The sequence below is a fragment of the Imperialibacter sp. EC-SDR9 genome, from assembly GCF_902498805.1.
Taxonomy (GTDB): domain Bacteria; phylum Bacteroidota; class Bacteroidia; order Cytophagales; family Cyclobacteriaceae; genus Imperialibacter.
In genome coordinates this window covers 37,047-58,145 of sequence record NZ_LR701598.1, presented here as the reverse complement: position 1 = coordinate 58,145, position 21,099 = coordinate 37,047, and the positions used below count along the sequence as shown (strand labels likewise).

The 21,099-nt window shown below is 46.2% G+C and carries 21 protein-coding genes; 12 read left to right on the top strand and 9 right to left on the bottom strand.

Going from position 1 to position 21,099, the window contains the following annotated elements:
- Positions 1–94: 94 nt before the first annotated feature.
- On the bottom strand, positions 95–814 hold the full coding sequence (locus GC130_RS20475) for a hypothetical protein (protein ID WP_152000220.1): 720 nt from the start codon (positions 812–814) through the stop codon (positions 95–97).
- 146 nt (positions 815–960) lie between these two features.
- Between GC130_RS20475 and GC130_RS20470 the strand changes: the two genes are divergently transcribed.
- Positions 961–1,191 (top strand): DUF4926 domain-containing protein, encoded by a 231-nt coding sequence (locus GC130_RS20470; RefSeq protein ID WP_152000219.1) that lies wholly within the window; start codon positions 961–963, stop codon positions 1,189–1,191.
- Positions 1,192–1,296: 105 nt separating this feature from the next.
- On the opposite strand, the gene GC130_RS20465 is transcribed toward GC130_RS20470, so the two are convergent.
- Positions 1,297–1,614, bottom strand: a complete 318-nt coding sequence (locus GC130_RS20465; protein WP_152000218.1) for a hypothetical protein — start codon at positions 1,612–1,614, stop codon at positions 1,297–1,299.
- A gap of 118 nt (positions 1,615–1,732) precedes the next feature.
- Positions 1,733–1,948 (bottom strand): hypothetical protein, encoded by a 216-nt coding sequence (locus GC130_RS20460; RefSeq protein WP_152000217.1) that lies wholly within the window; start codon positions 1,946–1,948, stop codon positions 1,733–1,735.
- Positions 1,949–2,165: 217 nt separating this feature from the next.
- On the opposite strand from GC130_RS20460, the gene GC130_RS20455 reads away from it, so the two are divergent.
- From GC130_RS20455 to GC130_RS20420, 8 genes are all read left to right on the top strand, one after another.
- Positions 2,166–2,483 (top strand): DUF6883 domain-containing protein, encoded by a 318-nt coding sequence (locus tag GC130_RS20455; protein WP_152000216.1) that lies wholly within the window; start codon positions 2,166–2,168, stop codon positions 2,481–2,483.
- A gap of 2 nt (positions 2,484–2,485) precedes the next feature.
- Positions 2,486–2,710 carry a DUF4926 domain-containing protein gene (locus GC130_RS20450; protein ID WP_152000215.1) on the top strand — a complete coding sequence of 75 codons (225 nt, stop codon included), beginning with the start codon at positions 2,486–2,488 and terminating at the stop codon, positions 2,708–2,710.
- 383 nt (positions 2,711–3,093) lie between these two features.
- Positions 3,094–4,281 carry an esterase gene (locus tag GC130_RS20445; RefSeq protein WP_152000214.1) on the top strand — a complete coding sequence of 396 codons (1,188 nt, stop codon included), beginning with the start codon at positions 3,094–3,096 and terminating at the stop codon, positions 4,279–4,281.
- A gap of 76 nt (positions 4,282–4,357) precedes the next feature.
- Complete coding sequence (locus GC130_RS20440) at positions 4,358–5,497, top strand: esterase (RefSeq protein WP_152000213.1); 1,140 nt, start codon at positions 4,358–4,360, stop codon at positions 5,495–5,497.
- 26 nt (positions 5,498–5,523) lie between these two features.
- On the top strand, positions 5,524–6,720 hold the full coding sequence (locus tag GC130_RS20435; protein ID WP_152000212.1) for an esterase: 1,197 nt from the start codon (positions 5,524–5,526) through the stop codon (positions 6,718–6,720).
- 191 nt (positions 6,721–6,911) lie between these two features.
- Positions 6,912–7,517 (top strand): DUF2975 domain-containing protein, encoded by a 606-nt coding sequence (locus tag GC130_RS20430; protein ID WP_152000211.1) that lies wholly within the window; start codon positions 6,912–6,914, stop codon positions 7,515–7,517.
- A 64-nt stretch (positions 7,518–7,581) separates the two neighbouring features.
- Positions 7,582–8,190: a DUF2975 domain-containing protein gene (locus GC130_RS20425; RefSeq protein WP_152000210.1), complete on the top strand. Its 609-nt coding sequence runs from the start codon at positions 7,582–7,584 to the stop codon at positions 8,188–8,190.
- The gene (locus GC130_RS20420) at positions 8,190–8,399 is read left to right on the top strand and encodes a helix-turn-helix transcriptional regulator (protein WP_152000209.1); all 210 of its coding nucleotides are present in this window, start codon (positions 8,190–8,192) and stop codon (positions 8,397–8,399) included. Before GC130_RS20425 ends, GC130_RS20420 begins: the two co-directional genes overlap by 1 nt.
- On the opposite strand, the gene GC130_RS20415 is transcribed toward GC130_RS20420, so the two are convergent.
- The 3 genes from GC130_RS20415 to GC130_RS20405 form a co-directional block, all read right to left on the bottom strand.
- On the bottom strand, positions 8,396–8,815 hold the full coding sequence (locus tag GC130_RS20415) for a type II toxin-antitoxin system HigA family antitoxin (RefSeq protein WP_152000208.1): 420 nt from the start codon (positions 8,813–8,815) through the stop codon (positions 8,396–8,398). The two genes, GC130_RS20420 and GC130_RS20415, sit on opposite strands and share 4 nt — an antisense overlap.
- Positions 8,816–8,819: 4 nt before the next feature.
- Complete coding sequence (locus GC130_RS20410; protein WP_152000207.1) at positions 8,820–9,152, bottom strand: type II toxin-antitoxin system HigB family toxin; 333 nt, start codon at positions 9,150–9,152, stop codon at positions 8,820–8,822.
- Positions 9,153–9,474: 322 nt separating this feature from the next.
- Positions 9,475–10,512, bottom strand: a complete 1,038-nt coding sequence (locus GC130_RS20405; RefSeq protein WP_152000206.1) for a dienelactone hydrolase family protein — start codon at positions 10,510–10,512, stop codon at positions 9,475–9,477.
- A 226-nt stretch (positions 10,513–10,738) separates the two neighbouring features.
- Between GC130_RS20405 and GC130_RS20400 the strand changes: the two genes are divergently transcribed.
- Positions 10,739–13,537 (top strand): CHAT domain-containing protein, encoded by a 2,799-nt coding sequence (locus GC130_RS20400; RefSeq protein WP_201621284.1) that lies wholly within the window; start codon positions 10,739–10,741, stop codon positions 13,535–13,537.
- Positions 13,538–13,566: 29 nt separating this feature from the next.
- On the opposite strand, the gene GC130_RS20395 is transcribed toward GC130_RS20400, so the two are convergent.
- The gene (locus GC130_RS20395; RefSeq protein ID WP_152000204.1) at positions 13,567–14,160 is read right to left on the bottom strand and encodes a hypothetical protein; all 594 of its coding nucleotides are present in this window, start codon (positions 14,158–14,160) and stop codon (positions 13,567–13,569) included.
- Positions 14,161–14,427: 267 nt separating this feature from the next.
- On the opposite strand from GC130_RS20395, the gene GC130_RS20390 reads away from it, so the two are divergent.
- Positions 14,428–15,543, top strand: coding sequence for a fasciclin domain-containing protein (locus tag GC130_RS20390; protein WP_152000203.1), 1,116 nt, complete (start codon positions 14,428–14,430; stop codon positions 15,541–15,543).
- A 62-nt stretch (positions 15,544–15,605) separates the two neighbouring features.
- Here GC130_RS20390 and GC130_RS20385 read toward each other — a convergent pair whose 3' ends face one another.
- Positions 15,606–16,811 carry a S9 family peptidase gene (locus GC130_RS20385; protein WP_193217928.1) on the bottom strand — a complete coding sequence of 402 codons (1,206 nt, stop codon included), beginning with the start codon at positions 16,809–16,811 and terminating at the stop codon, positions 15,606–15,608.
- A gap of 67 nt (positions 16,812–16,878) precedes the next feature.
- A complete protein-coding gene (locus GC130_RS20380) occupies positions 16,879–19,827 on the bottom strand; it encodes a TonB-dependent receptor domain-containing protein (RefSeq protein WP_152000201.1) in 2,949 nt (982 codons plus the stop codon).
- 235 nt (positions 19,828–20,062) lie between these two features.
- Here GC130_RS20380 and GC130_RS20375 point away from each other — a divergent pair, with 235 nt between their 5' ends.
- Entirely contained in the window at positions 20,063–21,094 is a 1,032-nt protein-coding gene (locus tag GC130_RS20375; RefSeq protein ID WP_152000200.1) for a galactitol-1-phosphate 5-dehydrogenase, read from the top strand.
- Positions 21,095–21,099 lie beyond the last annotated feature (5 nt).

Here is a 21,099-nt window from a genome sequence, read left to right as displayed (position 1 = left end):
GCAAATTGGCAGGAACCTGTGGAGGGAGTGGCCTCGACTAAAAGCCACTATTTAAATAGGAGTATTTCAGCCCGGGAGCCTCTCATTGTTACTGCTAGTTCACCAGCCATTCATTTTGCTCTTCAATAATCATGGACAGGCAGGCAGCTGCCATTTTCAGCTTTTGATCAGCTGGCAAATCAGACGATATCCAGACATTTCGCTTGGGAGTAGCCTGCACGGCACCAATTTCAACGTCTCCCTTGTAGATAGCAAAGCCTACCCAAAGAGTAAATGGCGCTACTTTACCATTGTCCATCCGCTTCACGGGAACCAGCTTGAATTCCTCCGTATCTGTTTTGATAGCCCCGGTGAAAACGCCGTTGGCCACAGAGGCCGCTAGTCCCCAGGTAAGTGTGTCGGCGCTGGAAGTAATGAGTGCCGTGATGTTCCGAGACCCTTGCGACATGGTAATGTTGGGGAACCAGGAGTTTTGGGAGCTTTGTACCAGTCCGTCTTTCGACATGTTGACGACGGCGGTGTCTCCAGCATTATTAATCATCGTGAAAGCCAGCTGCTGGCTGGAGGAAGAAATAGTGCCCTGCATATTGCTTCTGCTATTGGTGGTAAGCCAGCCAGCCTTTGAATGAACGATTTTATACTCGTCAAAATAGTAGAAGGGTACTGCTTTCATGCCTTTATACCTGACTTGCTGAGGCTGTGCTTTGGTGCTCAGCGATGGATCTATTTCCATGATCATTTGGGCATTGACTCCCGACAGCGATACAATTGATGTAATGGCCGCCGCTGCGATTTTGGTTAGAAAACTTCTCATAGAAAGGTACAGGTTAAAAGCGATGAAGGATGAGTCAATTTTTGCGTGAATATGGAGGATAATAGGGGAATTATTGATAGGAGGGGGTTAACATTTTTTGTCAGCGAGAATGGGTACATCGATACCATGTCCTGTCCTCTGACGGGATGTATAAGAAACGAGTGAAGGGCAGGTCTGTCGGGGGACAGACCAGGGAGAAAACGTGCGGGATGCAGAGTGATATTGGCACTGTTGTGATGATTCATGATAACGGAAAAGGCTATGAAGTTGAATTTTTCACACTAAAGGGCAAGACACGAAGCGTGGAAACGCTTAAAGCCAGTCAGGTCAGATCCGTCAAATCCAATGAGGTGGCGCATAGTAGGAAAATTGCTTAATATTTGGCAGTGACTGGTTGAAAATTATCACACGGACTAGTGGATGTTGGGCAGTTCATATCATCCAGATGATAAGGCCTTTTTTAAAGTAAAGGTATGGCGGCATCAAGTTAATTGAATAGTAATTGTGCATGTATTCGCAAGAATATTTTGGATTTTAGCTTCATAGCTTTTTGACCCGTTGTTGGAAAGATGTTGCTTTATTCTCATATCGTATTCGCTCGGAACCAATCCAATAAACCCTGACCCACCGATTGTATTTGGGGCAAAAATCTTGATTTGAGAAGATTGGGGTTTTATCCATAAGTTGACGTAACGATACTTTTCGCATTTTGCTAATACTTCTGGATCAATTACATCAACTTTTAAAGTTATTACCCTCGATTCAGATTGCTTGTTTTGAAAGAAAGTGAAGAATCTCATATTTTTTAAAGTTTACGAAAGGTGAAATTTAATTCATGCTGGTTCGAGCGTCTCGCTCGGACCTTCAAATCTATCCTGTTGACCCAATCTTGTAGCTCGGACTCTATCCCAGCACAAATCAACCACCATCTCCCCTCCGAATCAGTACCCAGCCCAGTGATCCGGTGGTAGCGATCATCGCAAGCAGCATGGCGAGAATGCCCCAGGAAAAGTCGGCCTGGTCGGTGGCGATTTGATAGCCCCAATAACCGCTAACGCCGATGCCTCCAAAGGCTATCAGGATGCAGCCTAAACCATAGTAGATGGCAAATTCACTTCGACTCTTTTGATTCATGTACTGGTTGTTCAATGTTTAGTACCTCGCTCCGCTGGTTCGAGCGTCTCGCTCGGACCTTGTCACCTACCACACCCACCTCACCACCGCCTTTATCAATGGCGTTACCTTTTTCTTTGACTCTAAAAAAAAAGGTTATTGACATTGTTAAATTTACTGTTTATTTGAAATTTCGATAAATTAATCTCTTCAAATAAGAGAAAAAGAAATACTCCTCTTGAAAGTAATTGTTGAGAAAGAAAAGATCACTAGATATCTGCTTAATACCGACCATCCTGATGGAAGTTCCAAAGCCTACTTTTTCATCAAGCATGGCTTTCAGGTGAATCATTGGAAAGCTTTTGAGAATGCCCTGTTAGCCCACTTCGAACAATTTCAGTCTTCAAATGCGCAGGAAATAACACCTTTTGGCTTGAAATACATTTTAACAGGGTACATCGAAACTCCAAACGGGGAATCTGTGTTGATTAAAAGTGTTTGGTTCAAGGAAAAAGAAGCCAATTTTCTTAAATTAGTAACTGCATATCCTTATTAGCGATGATAGAGAATTTTGACCGAGTAGTTTTGAAGGAAGATTTGCCTGAGCGAGGTCTTGTTAAGGGCGATATTGGCACTGTTGTGATGATTCATGACAACCGGAAGGGGTATGAAGTAGAGTTTTTCACCCTGATGGGTAAAACCCGAAGTGTGGAAACGCTCAAAGGCAATCAGGTCAGATCTGTCAAAGCCAATGAGGTGGCGCATAGCAGGGAAATCGCCTAGCTACTTAAGTCTGCATCATATTTCTTAGAAAGCATTCTTTCATCCCGCAATTGTCTCTTCTGGTAGTGTAGGTATATGGGTCTTTTTCGGCGCCTCACCACCACCGTGTTCCCCAACGTTGAAACTTTTGAGCGCCAATCTGCTAAAGCAAATTTGGTTTTGCAGTGTAGCTGACCATGCGGTGGAAAAAAGAGGTCTTTTGGATATCGAGTTTTAAAATGGCGTAGTAGAAGCGAGACGCTTCAATGAATTTGATCCAAGTGGACACTTGAATCAGTTGAGGTCAATTTTTAGTCTGGCGAATAAATTGTGTTGTATCGACACAATGAAACCACTACCTTTAAGTAACGGGCGGCAATCCGCCATACTTAAACTACATACCAATGAAGAAACAATTACTAAATAGGAAGGCCTGGAGCTTTCTCCTTGCGCTGGGCCTTTCCCTTGGCCTTGCTCATACAATATCGGCACAGTTTCGCCGCAACCCGGTGGTGTCGCCCGAAGTCCATGCCGATAACAAGGTCACCTTTCGTGTATATGCCCCCAATGCCAATACCATCTCGCTTAGCGGCGATTGGATGGGCCAGGGCAATTCGGAACCGCTGGTAAAAGGCGATACCGGCCTTTGGGCAGTCACTATTGGCCCGCTGGAGCCTGAGTTGTACGGTTACAACTTTACTGTCGATGGTGTATACACGCTCGATGCCTCCAATGCCCTGGTGAAAAGAGACGGTGTGCGCAACATCAGTTTCTTCATGATCAAAGGCAAGGGCTCCGACCTGTACGAACCCAAGCACGGCCCCAAGGGCATGGTGAGCAAGGTTTGGTATGAGTCGCCTACACTGGGGCTTACCCGCCGCATGTATGTGTACACCCCACCAGGATACGAAAACAACAGCAAAGAGACCTACCCTGTCTTTTACCTGCTGCACGGCGGTGGCGGCGATGAGGATGCCTGGACAGAACTGGGGCTGACGCCTACCATCATGGACAACCTGATCAACTCCGGCCAGGCCAAACCTATGATTGTGGTGATGACCAACGGCAACCCAGATCAGACTGCGGCAGGTATTGAGGCACCTGCCAAACTCCCGATCCAGGAAGGCCAGGGCGGCTTTGGTATGGCCAATAAGAAATTTGAGGAGAGCCTGGTGAAGGATGTGGTGCCGTATGTTGAAAGTCATTATCGGGCGAAGAAGGGCAAAGAAAACCGTGCCTTGTCTGGCCTGAGCATGGGTGGCTGGCAAACACTTAATACCACGTTCGACAACCCGACCATGTTCGACTACATCTGTGTGATGAGCATGGGTTTTGTGAAAGACAGCCCCTTTGGTCTGCCTGCCAATGGAGAAGGCCGTGGTAAGGACATTGATGCACTGAAGAAAGCCAACCCAAAAGTATACTGGATCGCCTGTGGCAAGGACGACTTTCTGTACGATAGCGTGGTGAACCTCAGGGATACGCTCGACGAGCATGGCTTTCAGTACAAGTATGTAGAAAGCACCGGCGGCCACACCTGGACCAATTGGCGCATTTACCTGTCGCAGTTTGCGCCAGTACTTTTTAAGTGAACTAACACCATGGAGCCCGGTCTGGGGTCTCCTGAAAGGGACCCTGAACGGGCGACGTGGATAAACGATGCTACCAATGAACAAATGGATCTTCTTACTGGCCGTGTTGATGTACGCCGGTAGTTTATATGCCCAATTCCCAGCCAGGGAGCCAACACCCAACGATACCCTTCAATCAGTTCGCCAATTGAAGAGCGGTAAAGTGGCTTTAAGTATCTATGCGCCTAAAGCCTCTGAGGTAAAGGTAAGCGGTGACTTTCCCGGGGGCTTCCCAGGATTGGTTTTGCAAAAGGACGAGCAGGGCGTATGGTCGGCGACGACCAGCGAAGCACTGCTGCCCGATGTTTATACCTACGACTTTACGGTGGACGGACTGAAGGTTTTTGATCCCAAAAACCCCAGGTCAAAGGAAAGCAACAGTGGTTATTCGAATATATTTGAGATAGAAGGGGCAGGCAACGATTTTCAGGCACTCAAAGACGTACCGCATGGAAAAGTGGAGATCGTTTGGTACAAATCAAGTGCACTGGACGGCGTTACCCGTCGGCTGCATGTGTACCTGCCACCCAACTATGACCAAATCAGCAAAACGCAGAAGCTGCCTGTGCTGTACCTGCTCCACGGCGGTGGCGACAATGACGCCAGCTGGACGACGGCCGGCCGGGCCAACCTGATTCTCGACAACCTCTATGCTCAGGGGAAGCTTGAACCCATGATTGTGGTAATGCCTGCTGGCCACACCCACATCCAGGGCTTCTTTATGGGTGCCGGCGATCAGCAGGATCCGTTTTGCAGAGACTTTGTGCAGTCCATCATTCCCTTTGTAGAAAAGACTTATCCGGTTTCTGCCAAAAGAGAACACAGGGCCATTGCCGGGCTTTCCATGGGAGGCATCCAAACGGTTAACCTAGCCCTTTGGCACCCCGATTTATTTGCCTATGTGTTTCCTTTGAGCACTGGCTACTTCCCTCCGAATATTGCTGAGATCAAAGAAAAGTATGCGGACGTGATGACCAACAAGGAGATCAACAACTTTAAGAAGTTTAAAATCTTTATGGGGGGTGAAGCCGACATCGCCTACCAGAACAACCTCAATATGATGGCCATGTTTGATGGCTTTGGAATCAAATACGAATACGAAAATGGCAGCTACGCCCACACTTTCAGGGAGTGGAGGCGAAACCTCAGAGACTTTGCTCCATTATTATTTAAATAGAAACCGACGTTTAAAAAATCATAAAAATGAAAAATAACAAGCTCTTACTTATCCTGTTTACAACCCTTATTGGGTTTGGTTCCTACGCCCAGCAGTCGCTGTTTGGCGGACAACAGATTGTTTCGCCGGAAATCCTCCCTGATAATTCAGTCACGTTTCGGTTTATGGCACCCAATGCCGACACGGTTAAGGTGACAGGTGACTTTTTGCCGACAGTGAAAATAAAAACAGAAAGGGGCGAGTTTGACGCACCAGGCAGCGCTTTGCTGACCAAAGATGAAAACGGAGTCTGGTCGTATAAAACAGGTCCATTGAGCTCAGAGTTATATAACTATTCCTTCATCGTAGATGGTTTGAGGACAATCGATCCAAGCAATCCGTTCATCATCAGGGATGTGGCTTCGCTTACCAATTTGTTCATCATTGGCGGAGGACAGGCCGACCTTTATAAAGTGATGGATATTCCACATGGTACCGTAACCCGTCGCTGGTATGATTCGCCGGGACTGAAAATGGACCGTAGGCTCACTATTTATACACCGCCAGGGTACGAAAAATCGACAGAGAAATATCCCGTGCTGTATCTGTTGCATGGCGCCGGTGGCGACGAAGAAGCGTGGCTAGCGCTGGGCCGTACTGCGCAAATCATGGACAACATGATTGCACAAGACAAAGTAAAACCTATGATTGTGGTGATGCCCAATGGCAATGTGATCCAGGACGCTGCGCCGGGCGAGGGTAGTGAGGGGTTCTATAAGCCGCAGTTCATGGTTGCAAAGACAATGGACGGTACTTACGAGGCCAACTTTATGGACATCGTCAAATTCACTGAAGCCAACTACAGGGTGAAGGCAGACAAAGCCAACCGGGCCATTGCCGGCCTTTCCATGGGTGGCTTTCATTCTTTACATATATCACGCTATTACCCTAACACGTTTGATTATGTGGGACTGTTCTCAGCCGCTATCATGTCGAGAGACGATGCCACAGGCAAAGTGTATTCCGACTTCGACGGTACACTGAAGAAGCAAATGGACAATGGCTATAAGCTTTACTGGGTCGCCATCGGCAAAACAGACTTCCTTTACAAAGCCAACGAGGAGTACCGTGCAAAGCTCGACAGTATGGGAATGAAATATGAATATGTCGAAAGCGAAGGTGGCCATATCTGGCGAAACTGGCGGGTTTACCTGTCGCAGTTTGCACCGATGCTGTTCAGGTAGGAACTGGTTTTCACTCGATTTATGGTTTCAGGTCTGCTCTTTGGGGCAGGCCTTTTTTGTTTCCTTTGAATGCAGTTTTTCATTTGAGTCCCTTATACCTCATTTTGACGAAGTATGAATTTCCTCAATATTATTTGACATTAATAAAAGATATATTATTATTGTTTATCAATAATTAATTTTCGCATAACATGAATAAGCTTCGCATCATTCGCATCATTATTAAAGCCAGCATGGGCTTGCTGATTTTAGGGATGGTGTTCGTTACCATCTTCATTGCGTCGATGAAGGAAGGGGTGTTTATCGAGATTGAACAGCCGCATTGGGTAATCAAATCGGATCAATTGCAGGAAGTGTTGAGGTCGCAGTTGCCTGTGCCGGATAAGCCCATGCTGCTTTCTGTGGAAACGCTGGAAATGAGGCTGCCGGTACATCTCAATCTAAGACTGATTGTAATTGCAATGATGTTCATGGTGTCGGGCTATATGCTCTGGATACTTTGGCTCATAGCAACGATCATTCATGACGTAATGAAGGGGACACCGTTCAACCTGAGCAGTAGCAAGAGAGTGAAGCTTATCGGTACGCTGGTTGTGCTTGCTCCTTTGGGAGAGTGGATGCTCAATGTTTTTTTCTCTTTTTGGATCGATAGTCGATTTCATTTCGAAGGAATGACCCTGGAAACAGACGCCAATCTGGGCTGGCCGGTGTTCATACTTGGACTGCTGATTGTGGTGCTCGGCGTAGCCTTCGAGCAGGGCCAGAAAATACAGGAGGAAAACGAACTGACAATTTAGGAAGAGCGCTTTTTAGACGGTTCTATTCAATTCTTAAATAGCTTGTAGTTGTAAAATTGATGATATGAAAAAACTCAATATCGCTCAGGGTGTCATCACCTTCCTTATGTTGTTGCTGTGGCTGGGCGTGGCCGTAGGCACTGTTTCTCTGGTGACTATGAAGGAAGGCAGGTATTACGAGATGAGCGAACCCCATCTCAGGGTGCAGTCGGATGAATTGCAGAAAAGCCTTGGCGAAACCCTGGCGAACAGTATTCCCGAATCGTTCAAAATCAGGGTAGACACTATGAAATTAAGCCAACCCATTGACGGAGGCTTGAAAGCACTACTACTTTCGATTGTGTACCTGTCTGTTGGATACCTGACCTATGTGCTCTTTGTTTTCAAAAGCATTATCAACGACGTGAGAAGAAGCAACTCTTTCAATAAGGACAATATACAAAGAGTGAAATTGCTCGGTTTGCTGATTGTGATTGCCCCATTTATCAATTGGTTGGTGGCGAAGGCCATGGTGTGGTGGCTTGAATATAATTACCCGTTTGAGGGACTAAAGGTTGTTTCAGGCTCGTCTTTTGACTTCACCATATTTCTATTGGGCCTCATCATTATGGTGCTGGGCGTAGCCTTCGAACAAGGACAGGAAATTCAGCAGGAAAACGAACTTACTATCTGATGCCGATCATAGTCAACCTCGATGTAATGATGGCCAAACGGAAGATCCGTTCCAAGGATTTGGCTGACAGGCTGGGTATCACTGAAGCCAATCTTTCCATACTCAAAACTGGCAAGGCGAAGGCAGTGCGGTTTTCTACGCTGGAAGCTATTTGTAAAATACTGAAGTGCCAGCCGGGAGATATTTTGGAATTCAGGGAAGAGAATTAGTTGGCGAGGCTGGCATGCTTTTGCACAGTTGCCTTTGTGCCGAACAAAGGATAGGGCCGGTTAAAAGCCTCTTGCCTTACTTTGAAATGAGTAGAGAGCTTGCGGATCACTTCTTTCGACATCCCTTTTTTATAGTTTAAAATATCAGAGACATAGCCTTTGCTTATACCCAAAAGATCAACAAGGTCTTTTGATTTCATTTCTTGTTCTTCCATGAAAGAGCGGAGGAGGCTTACCGGGTCAGTCTCATCAAAGGTGTTGTTCTCTTCGTCATACTTTTCTATCAACAGTGTGAGCAGATCTATCTCGTCGGCAATATTGGCATTTTGATTTGAATCCAGGAGATCTTCCAGTTGTGCACAGTATTTGTGGTACTGGTGATCACTTTTAATTACCGTGTATTTTAAAGTTTCCATATCGCTAAAAGCTGCTAACGGTGTATTGTAAATTGCTTTTGCAGAGTTTGTCATACTCGGCGTGAGTGCCAATCCAGCATACAAACAGGTGGGTTGTGCTACTTCCAAAAGCATATTTGCATATCATCCTGCAATTGTTGCCAGCGATATTAAATATTACTCTGCTACTGCCATTGCCTAACAAATCTGCTGCATTGAATGTGCTCTTAATGTCTCCTGGTTCACTCCAATCGGCAAACTTTAACTTTTCCAGCCAATTTGTAAAACTATGTCTGAACTGCGAGTGAACAGCCACATAGTTTTCAATTGTCTTTTTCTTGATCAGGTGAACCCTCATATCTGCAACAGCAAAGATAAATTAAATAGTTCACATTTTGTGAACTATTAGTCTCAAACACGCATTTGAATGCCATTCGGGGGATATTTTGGAGTTTAGGGAGGAGGATTAGGGGCATTGCTGAGGTTGTTCTTCAAATCATTCTCCACAAGCGGTAATTGCGAGGCTGCCGATAAATATTACATAAATCACCTAACACCAACAGCCGTGGCAATCTGTTCGAGTTAGCAGTCACCTCTGACAGATTGCCACGTCACAAAAACAATCTGCTGACGTGAAATTTGGACTAGTGACTCGCAATTACCGAAGAATTTGAGCTTGTTCACCCCCTCACCAAATACTTATCCAACCACCCCACCACCAGCTTCCGCATCTCAGGCAGCTCTTCATGCGGACAATCAAAGAGCTCGATGAGGCAATCTTCTTCCCGGCCACGCTGCTTATACAGCGGCAGCAGGTAATATCTCACCTTTTCCACTCCAGCGGGTGGTGTCAACAGGTCCAGCCGGCCATTGAGGCTGAGGTGAGGGCGGGGAACAATGAGTTCATTGATGGTGCTGGTATAAAAATGCTTGAGCAACGAAGGTACATAGTAGTAGATGCCATGGCCGCTGAGATTGCCGATTTTCATCAGCTCATCAAAGTCGGTGAGGCAGCAGAGGTCGAGGCAGGTGGTGATGCGGGTGTCGAGCGCCGCCAGCCACCAGGCTTTGGTAGCGCCCATAGAAAGCCCGAACACACCCACCCGGCTGGCGTCGGCTTCCGGCCGGGCCAGCAGGTAGTCGAGGGCTTTCATTTCATCCCAAAGCATCATACCGAAAAGGGTCTGCCCTTTCCATAGCATTTCCTTGAAGGTGTCGGCCTCACCAAATGCACCATTTTTCAACCGGTTCCTTTCGCCAAAGCACCAGCTATCGATGGCCAGCGTCATGATGCCCTTTTGCGCATATACTTCGGCATAGGCCGGCATCACAGTTCGGCCGTTGAGTAGTTCTTCTTTTCCCACTTCATAGGTGCCAAAGTGGGCATGGCAGTAGAGCATGCAGGGTGCTTTGCTTTTCAGGTTGTCGGGCACGAGCAGGATACCAGGCACCTTTTCCAGCCCGTTGAAGTCGAACTCCAGGTGCTCCAGGGTGTAGCCGTTGCGCTTTTCTTTTCTAACTAGTTGCGGAGGCTTGGGCGTATGCTGGGTGGGTAAGTCTCCCAACAGCCCAAGCAGTTTTTTGCGCTGAGAGGCCTGATAGTCGATGTAAGATGTGTCTTGAAGAGGCATAGATAGAACGAATTGATCAAACGGCAGCATTCCGGCCAGCGAAGCAGCAACAGATTTCTTAATGAATGTTCTTCGGGCATGAAGCATACGCTTGCTTTTACTATTGGAATGTAAGCATTTTAAACTCGTTTTTTTGTCTGGCAAACCTGTTAATGCACAATTTCCAATACCACCTTTGCTTTCACGATCCCTAAACTTTACTTTTCCAAAGCAACTGTGTGCAATTATACCTAACTAAATACCTCGGGAGACCGGTTCTATGACGGACGCCAACAGTAAATGCTTTTCAGGTGGGGGAAATGCTTTTGTTTCTTTGATAAAAAAAAGCTTCTACAGCCTGCGATGCAAGCAAGCTTTGGTAGTGCTGATCTTTGCTCTTACGGCAGCTTGCAGCCCTGAGGAAAACAGAGAGCTTGAACAGAATCTGTCGTCTACACACAGTTTTTCGCCCTCTATTTCGCTAGCCGATCAACAAAGGAACGCAGGAGAATACCAGCAGGCTTATGAACTGTACGATAGCCTGGTAAAAGTATCAGGGCCTGAGGAAAAAGTGTATGCTTCCATCAACAGGGAACTATGCCGTTTCCTGGCGAGTGATACGCTAAGCATTCTTCCAACCGGACTGCCGGAGGCTACTACTGTCAGCCAAAAGGTATCGGAAAGCCTCCTTCAGGGCATTGCTGAAACCAGAAATGGCCGTTCGGGACTTAAGAACTTTTACCATGTTGGTGCCTTACTTCGATCTGACGACAAAAAGGGGACTTTCGAATATTTTACTATGCTGGAGCAACTTGCCTGGTGCCATCAGATGGTGCACGGCGAAACTGACTCGTCATATTATTACTACAAGGAGGCGCTTGACATGGCTGGTGAATTTCAGGAACTGTCACCCCACATACCGAGGCTTCTCGTGCAACTTTCAGAAGTGGCTATTACCAACAGGGATTTCGTGGCGGCCCTTGGCTACACGGAAGAGGGTCTAAGGCAAAAGCCTCGTAACAAGAACCTGCATGAGTTGCTTATACTGAAGGCAACACTGATGCGACGAATGGAGAAATTCGATTCGGCCACTTACTATTATCAGTTGGCGGACGAAAAAATCCAATTGCACGGAGACACCGTTAGCCTGGCTAAGCTGTTGAGGGAAAGAGCCCTACATGAAATGATCGTCAACAACGATTCCTTGTTTCGGTATCACATGTCACGACTTGAGCGTTTGCCTGCTCGGTTTGCCAATAGCGCTGTAGTGAGTACCGACCGCTTGTATGGCTTTTATCACTTCTTGAGAGGAAACGTTCAGGCGAGTATTGGCGCTTACGAAAGAGCCGTCGCTCATTTTTCCAGACAAAAGTTGGCAGACATAGTGCAGGTAGGGGAGGCTAATTTTGTGCTCACTGACCTTTATAGATCGATTGGGGAATTTGAAAAAGCGGAAGCTTCAATCTTCAATTCCCTGACCTATTTTACATCATTCAGAGGAGAGGATGTTTCTTGGGATGACATCATTGGGCCGGAAATCGCTGGTCATGCCTTTAATTTTGTTAACTATCGGCAATTGGCTGAAATACAACTTGATAGGTACAAGAGCAATATTTCTGACGAAAGAAGCCTGCTTCGATCGTTTGAATTATATCAGATCATAGATTCGTTGATGTTTCAACAAATAAGGGTAGTAGAAGAGGATGCGCTGCTGATGTTTTTACGCCAGGGGAGTTTGATTTATTCGGGGGGTATCGAAACTAGCTACTACCTATATAAGTCAACAGGCGATACAACGTTCCTGAGTCAGGCGCATTTGTTTATGGAAAGAAGCAAGGGATTAATTGTCTACCAGGATTTGCTCGCCAGGAACCACGACTATTTTTCTGATGTACCAGAGTCGTTTAGAGATCAAGAACTGCAACTGAAGGCCAGAATTGCCGCATTGAAACAAAGCAATGCATATGACTCCCCTGAACTGGCAGGTCTCCTGCGTCAAGCTGATCAGTACTATCAGGTGATGGAGAAAGAATATCCGGAATATTACAAAGCCAAATACAAGGTGAGTTCGAAGTCTTATGATTATTTCAGCCAATTAGCTGATGAAAGACAAACGACCATAGTGCAGTATTTTATGAACGACAAGCATGTATACTTTTTGAGATATGGAGGCTTCGTTCAATTTGAAAGATTGGAAGTAGATGATTCCTTCGTTGATGCGCTGAGTATATTAACTGATCAGCTGCAAATCATGCCGGATAGAAAAAATGATGTGGCAAAAAGAGCTTTTGCTGTGGCGTCGTCGCAGTTATATTTAAAGCTGATCGAGCCACTGCAAAGCTTAAAACACAACTTGCTGATTATCCCTGACGGGTCGTTGGATCACCTTCCATTTGAAGTGCTGGCCCCAGACAGTTCAAGAAGCTACCGGGATGCAGATTATCTTGTTAAAAAGCATAATATACATTACGCACCCAGCCTTCGGGTATACCAGCTGGGGAATAAAGCGTATGTCAGATCGTTTGACAAAATTCTTGGGTATTCATTCACCAGAGGGAAATTTCAGCTAAGCTCTCTGCCAGGTACCGGAAAAGAATTGGCTTCCATTGCCAGGGTTTTTGAAGGTACTAATTTAACAGTGAGAGAAAATGAGCAGGTGACCAGGGAGCAGATGCTGGAAGATTTGGAACTAGAGTACGACTTGGTGCACATCGGTCTTCACGCAACCTCCAGTGACAAAGATCGCCTGGAAAACAAAATACAATGTTACTCTGTCTCTGGGGGAGAATTGGCACAGGTTTATGGTTTCGAAATAGCACCACTTCAATTGAAGGCACACACGGTTGTGCTTACTGCTTGCCAGTCAGCTTACGGCCCCATTGTGCGAGGTGAAGGAACTTACAGTTTGGCGAGGGCATTCAAACAGGCCGGTGCGACCAATGTGGTGGCTTCACTATGGAATTTATCTGACGCTACAACATCTCAGGTGGTTGACCAATTCTATCTGGGACTAAAGGCTGGAAAGTTAGCCTCTGAGAGCCTTTCAATGGCTAAGAGAAAGTACATTGAAAAAGCGGATGAACTCACGGCCCATCCGCATTTCTGGGCTGGTTTAGTCTGCACGGGGTACTAGCCTCTTTCAGTTTTGTATACCAACTTTCATCAAATAATCACACGAGCCTGTCGGGTGATGAACAACCCCAGCGTTGCATCGTAAGTAAGCGGCGAGTCGAGAGCTATCCCAATCTCGTATTCCGAATAGTCGGGCCAGGCCAAAGGAGGCTGACTGCCTGTGGCAGCCTTTCCATCACAAACGTAATAGCCGACGGTGAAATCGGTCATAATAAATGGGTAAAAACGTTGGTTGTTAAATGTGAAGTAAGCTTTGTCATCTTCTTGCGTAAGAAGTCTCTTTGGGCACCCAAAAGGACCAATTTCCTTGTCTTCCACAAAAGCCTTTGCTTTGTCGCCAGAATTGTCAAGGTTAATAAGGAAAAGCCCGTGAACCTCAGTTTTGCTTCCATTTGCCGCCATGGGTGATTGATCAAAAAATGCAGGAATGATCATGTTTGTGAAAACCATATGGCGTCCTTCAAGTATATGATCTTCAAACGAGAGAACGGACATATTGCCCAGGTTGTATTCTTTTAAACCATACCTGGGAATTAGATCTACCGATGGAGTGATATTCAGCGATACTGGAGGTCTCCGATCAATCAGATCATTTCTTTTAAGATAAACATTAATAGTTGACATAATGATTAGTGTTAGTTTACTCTCAAGGTAAGGAATATGCTACGCCTGAGGAATACTTACTTTTAAGGAAAATGACTTCTGCTCGAAACTGATATATTTTGAGTTGTTCAGGCTGGTGGCCTCGTGAACAAATGCGTGAAGTGACGGTTGTTGTGGAGTAGAACGATCAAACTACTCGTCATGCATACTATTTTATCACATTTCAAACGTTTGTTTGAATAATCTTGCTATATTTCGATCTCGATTTGAACCAATAAACTACACGTTATGAAAATGAACATTCTTAAATGGGCGAAGATATTTAGCCTGCCAGCCATGGCGCTTGGTCTCCTTGTTTTCACCGGTTGCGGTGGCGATGATGAAGAAGCGAAGCCAACAATGGACATTGTAGAGTTGATTAGCTCTGATAAATACAAGCAGGCTTCTGGAGCCGATGAAGAAGAGTCACTTGACTCCCTTGTCAAATATTTAGGTGTATATCCTGATCTGATTGAGTTGCTGGGCGGCTCTACTGAATACACGCTTTTTGCGCCAAGTAATACTGCTTTCAAAAGCCTTCTTGCTACGCCAGGGTTCCCAAAAGACATCACAGACATTAACCCTGAAATCGTAAAAGGTGTATTGTCTTATCATGTTGTGTCCGGCACCAAGCTGAAAGCCGATTTGACTGCGGGAACCTCAGTAACAACAGCAGAAACAGAGGCAATTGTTGTGAATGCCGATGGTACACTGAAAACGGGCTCAACAAACCAGGCTATTGAGATCGTGTCGGCGGATTTGAAGGCGACCAATGGTGTCGTGCATTTGGTAGCTACAGTACTGATTCCACCTTCTGTGGGTGCTTCGCTGACACCAATTTTGGGTACTAACGCCGGAACTTTGCTGCTCGGTGCTCCTTTCAGCACTTTGGCGGCAGGAATTACCCTTGCTGATGTGTATGCAGCTGCAAATGAATTACCTACTCTTACATCTATTCTGGCTGGAGGCACCGTTCACACAGTTTTTGCGCCAACCAATGAAACTTTTACGGCAGGACAGATTACTGCCAATACGTTTACAGGCCAACAATGGTATGGAATTATTGCTAATCATGTGGTTCTTTCAGATGTCACTCCAGCAGCATTGACAGATGCAACTGCTTCTACGACAGGGAAAAAATATAATAGTGCTTTGACCAAGGACGGAGTCAACTATAACCCATTGTATTTTTACTACAATTCAGCCAACAAGCAGGTAGGAGTTGGTATTTTCATCGACAGCAACAGTGATTTCAATCCTGCTACTGGAAGTGGCTTCAATGCTGAGATTGTTGTACCGGATGCTGCTACAAACTCAAACGGCCGAGTACATGTGATTGCCGGGGTACTTTCTCCACCGCAATAATTTTGGAAACAACATTAGCGCAAAAAGAAAAGGCCGGATCATCCGGCCTTTTTTATTTTCTCTTATTGATATTCCAGTAACAAGGGAACAAAAGCTTCTACATAAGGAACCACGCCTGTGTAATGGGTAAATCCTTCCAATGGAGTCAGAGAGAGTACAGACGTTGGCGTTCCATTTTCTATCAGCTTATTATAACTATCCACTGAGTTCTGATAAGGTACGGTTACATCGGCTGTGCCGTGAAACATGTAAGTTTTAACAGTTGGTATCCAGTCGGTGAGACCATTGTCGTTAAAGCCATCCACCAAATACTGATAGTCCGGATTGCTATCGATGTTCTCAAGCAAATCGCTCTGTACCAAATCCGTTATTGTGTAGCTTAGCTCTTCGTTGATCTGGCCGCCACTTTTACTACCGTCAAACAGCGTCGGAATTTCGGTTGCATAAGGCTCGTTGAAGAAGTTGGACAAAGGTTCTGTCCAATCGTAATAGTTTTGGTAGGCCAGCGCCACATAGGCCAGGAAGAAAGGATTGTCGTAGGTTTCCAGACCAAAGAAGTACTCCTGCATGCCTTTGACGTCGTAGCCACCCGAAGAGGGAAACGAGGCAAGTAGATCGAATCCGTCGAGGGGATTATTTTCAATGGACTGTTGAGCTGCCATAGTTGCATACCCTCCCTGAGAGTAGCCTGCCAGAAAAAGTTGGGTGTCGAACTTAATGCCTTCCTGTTGTGCCAGCTGGTGAGCTGCTTTCAGCGCATCTACAACCGCCGTTGCCGTTGCTTCTTTTACATAATATGGGTGTAGAACCTCCTTCGATGCTCCGAAGCCAATGAAATCAGGAACGACCGTAATGAATCCTGGACTCGCCATAGCAGCGTAAAGAATGAGAGAAGTGCTTTGAAGAGAGGAAGATGAAGGGGCTTCGGCATTGGAGGCTATGGTGCCATGCTGAAAGCTGATCATGCTGACTTTCTCCTCCGTATCGGGCAAAATGACCACTCCTGAAGCGGTAATTGTCTGCCCCTTATAAGTTGTCTCGTAGGTGATCTTGTAGATGTCTACGTTGTAAATGAACCTATCAGTTGGGATGTCAATGCCAGCGACGGAAACATAAGTCTTCAATTCTCCGGCTGATCTGCTTAAGAATGAGGTTGCCTCGGTTAGGTTCGTATACTTTACCGATGGTCCTCCGTCGTCGTCTTTTTGGCACGAGGTGATGCCGAGTAGTAGAATAAACAGGAAACTGAGCAGATAATTCTTTTTCATAGTCATGGGCTTAAATAAAAAAGGCTGTCGTATCAAAGACAGCCTTTAAGGGCAAATTGTTGTTAGATTAATTCATTAGTTCATCAAAAGTGAGCGACACATAGTAGATAGCGCCAATATTGGGGCCGCCTAAGCTCTGGATATAATAGGTGTTAAGTATGTTGGAACCGCCAACTTTCAGCATCGATTTGATATTGGGCAACTTAAAGCTCATTTGCGCATCCACCGTGGTGTAAGCTGGCACCATTCCGAACGCTGGTGCTACGAAAGACGACTGCCATTCGAACTCAGTTTGCCATCTCATGGCCACGTTGAAACCAATAATGTCCGTCAGTTTTCGGTTGGCAAACGACACATTCACTTTGTGCTTTGGTGTGTTGTATTCGGCCAGGAAGTTTTCCGGCACATCGTTCAGCACGTTCCAGCTATGGTTGGCCGAAATGGTATATCCCCTGCTTAAATTGTAGGTAAGCCCAATAGCAGTGCCTTGCGATGTTACGGTTTGATCAATATTGGTGTAAATCTGGAAAGTATTCAGATCAGTCCCGTTCAGAATTGTGGCATAATTGGGTGTGCCTACCAGTTCAGGGCTGGGTGCAGTGGCAGAGGTGTACTCTGTCGCTTTTCTTATTCTGATTTGAGAAATAAAATCATCATAGATATTATAATAATAGCCAGCATCGATCAGGAGTTTGTTTTGGATCAACGTTTTATAGCCTATTTCGAACGATTTCACCTGCTCTGGTTTCACTGGATTGAAAGTCGTTACGGGCGTCAACAGGGCAATGTTGGCCGGGTTGAAGATTGCTGCCGGAGTCGCCCCCTGATTGAATACTGCTGTGCCGTAGTTCTGAACTGAAAAGCCTTCATAACCCAGTGGAACTCCAGTGCTTGACACTTCGGTAAGATTGTACTTCTCAGCATATCTTGGAAGCCCTCCTAGTAGCCTGGCACTGATAATGCTAAGGTCGATGTGCTGGCCTTGTGTGGTGGGTATTCTAAATCCAGTCTGGAACGACGCTCTCAGGTTGTGGTTTTCTTTAACCTTCCAAACCGCTGAAAGCCTTGGGTTCACCCGTCCTTTGAAGTTCTGGTTTTTATCGTAGCGAACAGAGCCTGATAGTTTCACTTTACGTTCGCCTATCCACTTGCCAAACTGTGTGTAGATACCCTGTTCTGCAATGGTGATGGGCGCATCTGCATCGTCAAAAATCGTTCCGCCAGAGTTGAGCTCATACAACCTATAGCTCGCCCCAACTTGCAGTTCCATGAAATCGATCTCATTTTTGAAGTCGTACTGACCTTCTGCATGATACAAGTTCGTACGGTCGTTGAATCCCGGTCCTTTTGGAACCACACCAACCAAAGCCCTTTTCTTTATGTCCTGAAATTCCTTCGAATTGGGGTCAAGTACAAACAGGTCATTGAAAACACCTCTTGCGTAGGCATGGCCCGCTTGCTGCACTTGAATCCTTTCAGCATCAGATAGTGCATTGACGTCGCCCGGAGCGTAACCCGAATTGTACAGATATCTAAGGTATTCTATACCGTAATTGCCCAAAGCGCTTGAAACGTCAAAGTTAGGATTGACCCTTGCAGCGGCCAGGTCGTTGACCCTTTTTGCCAAAAACTCCGTGATATAAGAATCTCCTGAGTTCTCTCTGGTTGTGTAAGCACGCACATAAAAATTATCACCTCGTAACTGCAGCCGGTGTTGCATAATGCCGAAGTTGTTTAGAGAATACCTTTGAGCGCCGGTGTAGATACTAGTGCCCCAACCTCCGTTGAAGAGGTAACTCAATTCCATTCTATCGTTGGGGCGATAAAAAAGCCCCACACTTGCTTTCTTGTTTTCAGCGCCGTAATCAATGAGATCAACCTCCTTATATGGGGTGACAGAGACCACGTTGCTCGGAAGATCGCCAGCGGCGGCGTAGGTCTGGGCGGAAACACCCGGCTCAAATACGGCATTTCTGGCCAACACATTCCAGTTGGCGCTGAGAGGGAAAATGGCGAGATTGATAGAAGCCTCGTCGCCCATGTAGTGCAACCTGTCTGATCCTGGATTGGAGCTGAAGCCTTCAGGTGTTCTGGCTATTTCTCTGTCTACATCGCTGGTACCATGCCAGTCCTCAGCCTTGCTATAAGCCAGGTTTACTTTGAAGGCAAACTTGTTATTGAATGACTTGGCGTAGCGAAGGGCGCCTTCATAAAGAGGTGCGGCATCATGACCTGATTTTTCCCCTCCTCCCACATGGTTAACACCCACTTTTGAGAAGGCACTCACGCCCTGATATTCAAAGGGGCTCTTACTGTTAACCAGTAGGATTCCGTTAAAAGCATTGGGGCCATATAGCGCAGAAGAGGCGCCTGGAATCAACTCAACACTCTCGACGTCTAGCTCGGACGGACCGTTGAGGTTGCCAATTGGAAAATTGAGAGCAGGAGCCTGCGTATCCATCCCGTCTGTAAGCTGCACAAATCTGGTGTTGCCGGTGTTGGCAAAGCCCCGGGTATTGATGATCTGGAAGTTGATACTGCTGCTGGTAACGTCCACACCCTTTAAAGCAGCAATGCCCTTGTAGTAGTTATCGGAGGCAGTAGACTGCACTGCCAGGATATCCATTTTCTCGATTGATACCGGAGATTCAAGGATGCTCTCCTCAACACGGGAGGCTGAAATGACCACCTCCTGCCCGAGCATCGTTTGTTCCTCCATTTTGATGTCAATATTGCTCATGGCCGCATTGCTCACCACAAACTCCTGTGTGGTATACCCTATGTAGGATATTTGAAGTGTGAAAGGAGGCGCATCGCTGACGCTGAGTTTGAAGTTACCATTGATGTCGGTTACCGTGCCCAACACCTTGCCCTTCACAAGGATGTTGACTCCGGCAAGTCCGTCGCCATTGGCAGCATCAGTTATTTTGCCCGAAATGCTGGTTTGAGCTTGTGCTGCCGAAACAGCGAATACTAGTGCAAATAATAAGTGTAAGTAAGTAGATATCTTCTTCATAGGGTCATTTTTAAGCTAATCCTTAAATCTAAATCTTTTTTTGAGAATTTGGCAAAGTGATTCTCAGTATGGGATATTTAAATAATGCCTAATCAGCAGGCTTGTTTTGGCTGGCAATAATAAAGATATAACTATTGCATAAACTTGAGCCATCGACGGGGCAAAATGTGATACATGGATTGCCTCTTGATAGGTATTTGCCTTATCTTATGAGCTCATTAAACACCCTTTTGCTATGAAAGCCCTTGTGCTGGAAGCTTACAATCAATTTACTTATAAAGAAGTGCCCGACCCGAAGATCGCCGATAACGAAGTGCTGGTGAGAGTCAAAGCCGCAGGAATATGTGGCAGCGATGTTCATGGTATGGATGGCAGCTCGGGAAGAAGGCTTCCACCTGTTATCATGGGGCATGAGGCTGCCGGTGAAATAGCAGAAGTGGGGAGCAACGTTGCCAACTGGAAGGCGGGCGACAGGGTTACTTTCGATTCTACCATTTTTAAGAAAGATGACTGGTTTACCCGGCAAGGTCATTACCAGCTCAGTGATGGTAAAATGGTGGTGGGCGTGTCTACACCAGACTTCCGAAAAGATGGTGCCTTTGCAGAATATGTGGTATTGCCTGAGCACATTCTTTATAGACTTCCCGATGCCATTTCATACACGCAGGCCGCTTTTGTGGAACCGGCAGGGGTAGCGCTTCATGGCATTGAAATTACCCAGCCCTCCATGACCGATATTGTGGTTGTGGTGGGTGTAGGTATGGTTGGCTCGTTTGTGCTTCAGCTGCTAAAAATCAGAGGTTGCCGGAAGGTGATTGCTGTAGATATCGACGACTTTAAGCTGGATCTTGCCAGAAAGCTGGGTGCCGACCACTCTTTTCTGCCGAATGACCCGAAGTTGATGGACACGGTGAAAGCCTTGACCGACGGACGGGGGGCTGATGTAGTCTTTGAGGTAGTGGGAGAGGAGGACAGTGTAAATACCTGTATCTCTGCTGTTCGCAAAGGAGGCAAAGTGACATTGATTGGAAACGTAACGCCCACGATCAATTTTCCTGTGCAGTCGGTAGTTACCCGGGAAATAAGAGTGCAGGGATCGTGCGCCATCAATGGAGAGTACCCGGCAGTGCTGGATTTGATCGCTTCCGGCCGCCTGGATGTAACAAGTATTTTGTCGGCGGAGGTGCCGTTATCCGAAGGTGCCGCCTGGTTTGATCGATTGTATAACAAAGAAAAAGGCCTCATGAAAGTGATGCTAAAGCCGTAAGAAAA